This is a genomic window from Arthrobacter sp. 01N442, assembly GCF_056399345.1.
The window spans coordinates 517,047-524,430 of record NZ_JBFTRD010000001.1 but is presented as its reverse complement, the minus strand read 5'-3'; the positions used below and the strand labels follow the sequence as shown (position 1 = coordinate 524,430).

The 7,384-nt window shown below is 70.8% G+C and carries 4 protein-coding genes and 1 pseudogene; 2 read left to right on the top strand and 3 right to left on the bottom strand.

Translation table 11 applies throughout. The features are described from left to right. Together AC1DNC_RS02350 and lipB are read right to left on the bottom strand one after the other, a co-directional pair. Positions 1–297 (bottom strand): annotated as a pseudogene (locus tag AC1DNC_RS02350) (lipoyl synthase); the annotation flags it as partial. After that, on the bottom strand, positions 294–962 hold the full coding sequence (lipB, locus tag AC1DNC_RS02345; RefSeq protein WP_476860944.1) for a lipoyl(octanoyl) transferase LipB: 669 nt from the start codon (positions 960–962) through the stop codon (positions 294–296). The gene lipB and the pseudogene AC1DNC_RS02350, both read right to left, overlap by 4 nt. 107 nt (positions 963–1,069) lie before the next feature. On the opposite strand from lipB, the gene AC1DNC_RS02340 reads away from it, so the two are divergent. After that, complete coding sequence (locus AC1DNC_RS02340) at positions 1,070–2,770, top strand: serine/threonine-protein kinase (RefSeq protein WP_476860943.1); 1,701 nt, start codon at positions 1,070–1,072, stop codon at positions 2,768–2,770. A gap of 26 nt (positions 2,771–2,796) precedes the next feature. On the opposite strand, the gene AC1DNC_RS02335 is transcribed toward AC1DNC_RS02340, so the two are convergent. Further along, positions 2,797–3,690 carry a TIGR01777 family oxidoreductase gene (locus AC1DNC_RS02335; RefSeq protein ID WP_476860942.1) on the bottom strand — a complete coding sequence of 298 codons (894 nt, stop codon included), beginning with the start codon at positions 3,688–3,690 and terminating at the stop codon, positions 2,797–2,799. Between the two features lie 74 nt (positions 3,691–3,764). On the opposite strand from AC1DNC_RS02335, the gene AC1DNC_RS02330 reads away from it, so the two are divergent. Continuing rightward, positions 3,765–7,316, top strand: coding sequence for a S41 family peptidase (locus AC1DNC_RS02330; protein ID WP_476860941.1), 3,552 nt, complete (start codon positions 3,765–3,767; stop codon positions 7,314–7,316). Positions 7,317–7,384: the final 68 nt, after the last annotated feature.

Sequence of the window (7,384 nt, the reverse complement as noted above, 5' to 3'; positions counted from 1 at the left end):
GTCCACGGGGGAGGGTTTGCCGGTGTCGATCTGGCAGAAGTCACAGCGGCGGGTGCATTCGGAGCCGCCGATCAGGAAGGTCGCTTCCTTGTCTTCCCAGCACTCGAAGATGTTCGGGCAGCCGGCCTCTTCACAGACGGTGTGCAGACCTTCCTTCTTCACCAGGTTCTTGAGCTGGACGAACTCCGGGCCCATCTGGACCTTGGCCTTGATCCACTCCGGCTTCCGTTCCACCGGGGTGGCCGCATTCCGCTGCTCGATCCGCAGCATCTTCCGGCCTTCTGGTGCCAGTGTCACAGTAGGGCTCCTTCATGGGTTGCAACTAGGGCTTCTTCATTGTTGCGCAGTTCTTCGATGATCCGCGAAACGAGGTCCGCCGGGGCAACGTCCCGGCCGGTCTCTTGAGCGATCGTGGTGACGCCGGCGTCGGTGATGCCGCAGGCGATGATCTGGCCGTAGGGAGCGAGATCGTTGTTGCAGTTGATGGCGAAGCCGTGCATCGTCACGCCCTCGTGGACCCGGATGCCGATGGCGGCGATCTTGCGGTCGGGGCCCTTCGCGTCGGCCTCGATCCAGACGCCGGCCCGGCCCTTGATCCGGACGGCGTCGATGCCGCAGTCGGCCAGGACAGCGATCATGACGGCTTCGAGGCGCTCAACGTAGTCGCGGATGCCGGCCTTGTTCTTCAGCTTGATGATCGGGTAGCCCACCAGCTGGCCCGGGCCGTGCCAGGTCAGCTTTCCGCCGCGGTCAACGGCCACCACGGGCGTTCCGTCGAAGGGACGCTCGTGGTCCTCGGTACGCTTCCCTGCGGTGTAGACAGCGGAGTGTTCAAGCAGCAGTACGGTGCTGGGCGCGGTGCCGGCGAGGACTTTCTCGTGCAGTTCGCGCTGGATCTCCCAGCCGCGCGTGTAATCGATGAAGTCCGGGGCGAGACCCAGCTGTTGGAACTCAAGAGTCATGGAATCCAGCTTAGACCTCGGCTGTCACGCCGACCGATTCTGTGGTGAACCTCTCACGCCTGTGGATAACTTCTGCAGGGAAGTCGATGATCCGCTATTCATGAACCATGGAAGATTTCGAACGGTCCGCGCCCCCTGGTCCCGCACCGGCCCCGGAGGTTCCCGGGTACGACGTCGGGCGGCTGCTGGGCCGCGGCGGCACCGCCTCCGTCTGGCTCGCCACCGAGCGTGTGACGCGGCGTGACGTGGCGCTCAAGTGCCTGCATGCTGCCGGGCCGCCCGAGGAACAACGGCGGGAACGGCGGCGGGCCGTGGACGCGGAAGAGGTCGTCAGGCGCGAGGTTCGCATCCTGTCCGCCCTGGACCATGAGCACCTCGTCAAGGCCCATGCAGTGGTGCGGGTGGGCTACGGAACCGGTGGCGGGTCCGGGCTGGCGCTTGTGCTGGACTATGCCGCCGGCGGATCGCTGGCCGGACTGGTTGCGGCCCGCGGCTGCCTGACGCCGGGGGAGGCGGTCACGACCCTGACCCCGATCGCCCGGGCATTGGCCTACCTGCATGCGAACGGCTTCACTCACGGCGACGTATCACCGGGCAACGTGCTGTTCACGGCCCACGGCAAGCCGCTGCTGGCCGACCTCGGCGTGGCGCGGATGGTGGCGGATCCACGGGATGCCTCCGGCGCCGGCACGGACGGCTTCCGGGACCCGGCCCCGGTGGACGCTGTCCGTGCCGGACTGCAGCCCGAGCGGGACGTCTATTCCGTAGCGGCACTCGGCTGGTTTTGCTTCACCGGCCGGGCGCCTGAACCGGAGGACCAGCGTCCCCCGCTGCCGCTGTTGGTCCCGGACGTGCCGTCGGAGCTCGCGGAGGCGCTCGAAGCGGGACTGCGCAGTGACCGGCGCGGGCGGCCGTCCGCTGCTGAGCTTGCCGACGCGGTTTTCCGCAGCGCCCCGGCGGCGCCGGTGGATCTGTCCGTCGCGGTGCATCCGACCGTGCTGCCGCAACTGCTGACCCGGCGCTCCCTGCCCGCCGGTGCACAGGAACGGCGGGCGGCGCGGCTGAGGGGCTGGTGGCGCCGTCTTGCACCGAAGGGACGAAGCGCGCGGCACGCACCGATTCGGGTACGACGCCGGACGGATGCCTTGCGGGGGGAGGCCGCCGGTCGCCAGCCCGGCCTCCGGCGCTCGGGCTTCCGGGTGGCGAGCATCCGGGGTGCCGTAGCCGTGCTCATGATGACGGTGCTCTTCACTGCCGCAGGCGTCTTCGGGACGCTGCTGCTCGCCGGGAGGCTGGCAGTGGGGGAATGGGCCCCGGAGGTCCGGCCCCTGTCCGGTACGGCAGCCGGACCCGCTGAGGGCAAAGCTGCCGGCACGCACCCCGGCGCAGTGCCGGCAGAACTGCAGGAACTTCTCGCGGCGCCGCGGCCCGAAGACGCGGTGCGCGGACTCGCCGGCCTGCGTTCCTACGCCCTCAGCAGCGGAAACATCGGGCTGCTAGAGCGGGTGAACGTGCCGGAGTCGCCCGCTGCTGACGCCGACGCCGGCGTGGCTGCACGGCTGGCGGCGTCCGGCCACGTGCTCGACGGCTTTGAAACCCGCCTCAGCCTGGTCAAGCGCCAGCCCGAGAGCACAGCCGCGCGGGCCGTGCTGTCCCTCGTTGTGGCCACGCCGCCGTACCGTGAGCGTGACGCTGCGGGAACGGTGGTCGCCAGGGCGGTCGCCGTCCCGCAACAGCGCCTTCGCCTGGTGCTGGCACCGGTCGATGGCCGCTGGCGGATCCAGGAAATCCTGCCTGCCGGGGGCTAGGCCGTCTGCGGCGGTTGGAAGCCCGGTCAGTCCCGGCCCGCCACCCAGGCAGCGGCCTGGGCCAGCGAGGGGTGCTGCCACTGGAACCCGGCACCGGCCAGGGCGGCCGGCTCCATCCGCTGGCTGGCGAGCAGCAACTCGTTGGCCAGCTGTCCCATCACCAGGCGCAACACGGGTGCCGGTACCCGGAGGACCGCCGGCCGGTGGAGTGCTTCGGCGAGGCCGGCGATCAGCGAGTTCACGTCCGCGGTCTCCGGGGCGCAGACGTTGACCGGTCCGGCCAGCGGTGCGGTCAGCAGGAAGTTGAAGGCGCCCGCCACATCGGGCAGCGTGATCCACGGCCAGTACTGCCGGCCATTGCCGAGCGGACCGCCTACGCCCAGGCGCAGCAGCGGCAGGAGCCGGCCGAGGGCGCCCCCGCTGCGGCTCAGGACGACGCCGGTACGGACCGCGACCACGCGGACCCCCGCCGGTGCCTCGTGGGCCGCGGCCTCCCAGTCGGCGCAGATCCGAGCGAGCACGCCGCTGCCGGCGGGTGCGTTCTCGCGCAGCACCGCCTGACCGGCGTTTCCGTAATAACCGGAGGCGGACTGGCTCAGGAAGACCGGCGGCGGGGTGTCCATCCGACCCATCGCCGTCGTCAGGGTCCGCGTCGGCCCCAGCCGCGAGCTGCTGAGCTCGTTGATCCGTCCCCGCGTCCACGGCCGGTCCCCGATCCCGGCTCCGGAGAGGTTGATAACGGCATCTGCGCCCTTGAGGGCCGTGTCGTCGATGCGTCCGGCCGCGGGGTCCCACTGGAACTCCGCGGGCGAGGCGGGTGGCCGGCGGACCAGGCTCGCGACGTCGTGGCCGCTGTCGCGCAGGGTGCTGGAAAGGGCGGTGCCGATCAGCCCGGAGGCGCCTGCTACAAGGATTCGCATGATCCATCTCACCATGCCCGGCACGGCAGGGAAACCTCCCCGGGGCAGGGAGGGGTTTTGACTATGATCGAACGATGACCTCTTCGAGCTACCTCCGTTTCCCGCATCTGCATGGCGATCTGGTCACCTTCGTGGCCGAGGACGACGTCTGGATCGCGCCCCTCGACGGCGGCCGGGCCTGGCGGGTCTCCTCGCTGCAGCTGCCGGCCCGCAACCCGCGGTTTACCCCGGACGGCAAGCGACTGGTCTGGACGGTTATCCAGGGGACGGCGCCGGAGGTTGTCACCGCGGACGTCGACGGCGGCGGGTACCGGCAACTCAGCTGCTTCGGCCACAGCTCGACCCGGGTCAAGGGCTTCACTCCCGACGGCGACGTCGTCGTCACGAGCGCCTTCCGGCAGGCGGACAGCCGGCTCACGCACGCCTACAGCCTCCCCGTCGCCGGTGGCTGGGCCGAAGAGCTGCCGTTCGGCCCGGTCGAGTCCGTGGCATTCGGCACCGTCGTGGGGGACGAACGGCCTGTCGTGCTTGCCAGCGTGCTCTCCCGCGAACCGGCCTGGTGGAAGCGCTACCGGGGCGGCGCCGCAGGCAAGCTCTGGATCGACGCGGACGGCAACGGAGAGTTCGAACGGCTCGCCTCCGAACTCGACGGCAACCTGACCGACCCGATGTGGGTCCGCGGCCGGATCGCCTTCCTCTCCGATCACGAGGGCTACGGCAACCTCTATTCCGTGCGGCCCAACGGCACGGACCTCCGCCGCCACACCGACCACGAGGATTTCTACGTCCGGCACGCGGCCACCGACGGCGAACGGGTGGTCTTCGAATCCGCCGGCGAGCTGTGGCTGCTGTCCGGCCTGGACGCCGACGCGGTCAAGCTCGACATCACGCTGGGCTCCGCCTCGCAGACCCGCCGCTCGTCCGCGCTGAAGCCGTCCCGCCATCTGGGCGACGTCATCCCCGACCGCACCGGCGACTCCAGCGCCGTGGAGGCCCACGGCACCCTGCACTGGCTGCGGCACAAGGACGGACCCTCCCGCATCCTCGAGGCGACGCCGGGCGTCCGCGCACGCCTGCCGCGCCCCTTCGGCGCCGGCCAGGTCGCCTACATCGCGGACCACGAGGGAACCGAGTCGCTCTACCTCAAGCCCATCGCCGCACCCGTGCACGGCGGCCAGGCTGCAAGCAAGGAGCACGCTCCAGCGCAGGCGGCCGCCACCGAGGCTGTGCAGGACGCAGACGGCGGCACGCCGCTGCCGCGGCCAGTCTCCGCCGCTACCCTCCCACGTCCCCATGCCACCGCCACGGGCGCTCCGGTGCCGGCCGCCGCCGCAGCCCCGGACGCTGTAGTCGCCGCGGATGCCGCCGCCGATAGCTCCACTTCCGCCGCCGAGTCCGTGCCGGAGCAGGCCGACGCCGGAGCGCTGACACGGATCGACTTCCCGACGCCCACCCGGGCCAGCTCGATGGAGGCCAGCCCGGACGGCAAGTGGATCGCCGTAGGCACCTCCTTCGGCGAGATTTTCCTCGCTGACACCCGCACCGGCGCCCTGACGTTGCTGAGCAGCATCGGCGAGGGCAGCATTGACGGCTTCAGCTGGTCGCCGGACTCTGCCTGGCTGGGCTGGGCCGAACCGGTCACCTCCTTCGGCTCCAGGACCCGGCTGCGTCTCGCCCAAATCGGGCGGGAAGCACCGGGCACGTCCACCACGGCCGGGGCCGACAAGGCGGCGATCATCGACGTCACCGACGGCCGCTTCCGGGACGAGTCGCCGGCATTCACCCCGGACGGCAAGTTCCTGGCCTTCCTGTCCAACCGCAGCTTCGACCCGGTTTACGACGGACACTCCTTCGACCTGTCCTTCCCGAGCCCGATCAAGCCCTACCTCGTGGCCCTGGCCGCGGACACTCCGTCCCCCTTCGGGCCAAGCGTCGCGCTCCCCGAAGACACCGCCGGCACCACCGACGCCGGAGCCACCGCGGACGCCGAGACCCCCGCGCCGGTCAAGGTCGACGCCGAAGGCCTCGCGCACCGCGTGATCAGCGTTCCGGTCCCGCAGGGCAACTACTCGGATCTTTCCGCGACAGCGGGTGCCCTGCTGTGGCTCGACCACGAGCTGACCGGCGTGACCGGCGACGGCCGGGCCAGCCTGGAGGACAAGGGCACGGCACCGAGCCTGGTCCGCTTCGACCTTGCCAAGCGCCGGGCCACCACAATCGTGGACGCGCTGGACAGCTACCGGCTCACCGGCGACGGGGAAAAGGTCGTCCTGGTCCAGGACAAGCAGATCCGCGTCTCGCCCGCGGCGTCGAAGGCCGATGAGGAATCCGGCCAGCTGATCAAAGTGGACCTGAACCGCATCCGGGTCCGGCTGGACCCGGTCAGCGTCTGGGGCCAGGCCTTCGACGAGGCCTGGCGGCTCCAGCGCGACTTCTTCTGGACCGCGGACATGGCCGGCCAGGACTGGGACTCCGTGCACGCCCGCTACCGCCCGATCGTGGACCGGCTCGGGTCCCACGATGACCTGGTGGACCTGCTCTGGGAACTGCACGGTGAACTGGGAACCTCCCACGCCTACGTCCGCCCCGCCATGGTGACGGAGAACGGCAGCACCGGCCAGGGCCGCCTCGGCGCCGACCTCGCCTTCGCCGGCGGAGGCTGGGAAATCACCCGCATCCTGGCCGGAGAGTCCTCCGACCCGCTGGCCACCTCGCCGCTGACCCGGCCGGGCGTGGACGCCAAGGCCGGGGACGTGCTGCTGGCCATTGACGGCGTCGAACTCTCGGAGACACTCAGCCCGGCCATGCAGCTGACCGGTTCCGCCGGCCGTGCCGTCGAACTGACCCTGCGCAACGGCGCCGGGCACGGCGCCGCGGCAGGGGAGCAGCGCCGCGTCGCCGTCGTGCCGGTCAAGGACGAGGAACGGCTGCGCTACCAGGAATGGGTCGCGTCCAACCGCCGCACCGTGCGGGAAGCGTCGCAGGGCACGTTCGGGTACCTGCACATCCCGGACATGGCCGCGAACGGCTGGGCCCAGCTGCACCGCGACTTGGACACCGAAACCTCCCTTGACGGCCTGATCGTCGACGTCCGGCGCAACCGCGGCGGCCACACCTCGCAGCTCGTGGCGGAGCTGATCGGCCGCAAGGTGACCGGCTGGAGCATGCCGCGCGGCGAACGTCCGCGCACCTACCCGCACCACGCCCCGCGCGGGCCGGTCATCATCCTCGCCGATGAGTTTGCTGGCTCCGACGGCGACATCATCACCCAGGTCTCCAAGCTGCGCGGGATCGGGCCGGTCATCGGCACCCGGACCTGGGGCGGCGTCGTCGGCATTGACAACCGTTTCGCCCTCGCGGACGGCACCGGGGTGACGCAGCCGCGCTACGCCACCTGGTTTGCCGGCGGGGTGGGCTGGGGCGTCGAAAACTACGGTGTTGCTCCCGACATCGAGGTGTCCTTCCCGCCGCACGCCTATGCGGCCGGGGCTGACCCGCAGCTCGAATACGGCATCGGCGCGCTCAAGGAAATGATCCAGGAGCTGCCCACCGACCGACCGCCCCTGCGCGAGGGTTACCGCATGGTGCGGCCCGCACCGCTGCCGGCCCGCGGCCAGTCGAACTAGCGCAGTCACACAGAGGCCCCCGCCCCGGAAGAGTCCGGAACGGGGGCCTTCGTGTGTCTGGGCCTGGC

What these genes read in the sequence shown, in the direction of transcription:
- lipB (WP_476860944.1), bottom strand. Translation starts at nt 962, where the DNA reads ATGACTCTTGAGTTCCAACAGCTGGGTCTCGCCCCGGACTTCATCGAT.
- AC1DNC_RS02340 (WP_476860943.1), top strand. Translation starts at nt 1,070, where the DNA reads ATGGAAGATTTCGAACGGTCCGCGCCCCCTGGTCCCGCACCGGCCCCG.
- AC1DNC_RS02335 (WP_476860942.1), bottom strand. Translation starts at nt 3,690, where the DNA reads ATGCGAATCCTTGTAGCAGGCGCCTCCGGGCTGATCGGCACCGCCCTT.
- AC1DNC_RS02330 (WP_476860941.1), top strand. Translation starts at nt 3,765, where the DNA reads ATGACCTCTTCGAGCTACCTCCGTTTCCCGCATCTGCATGGCGATCTG.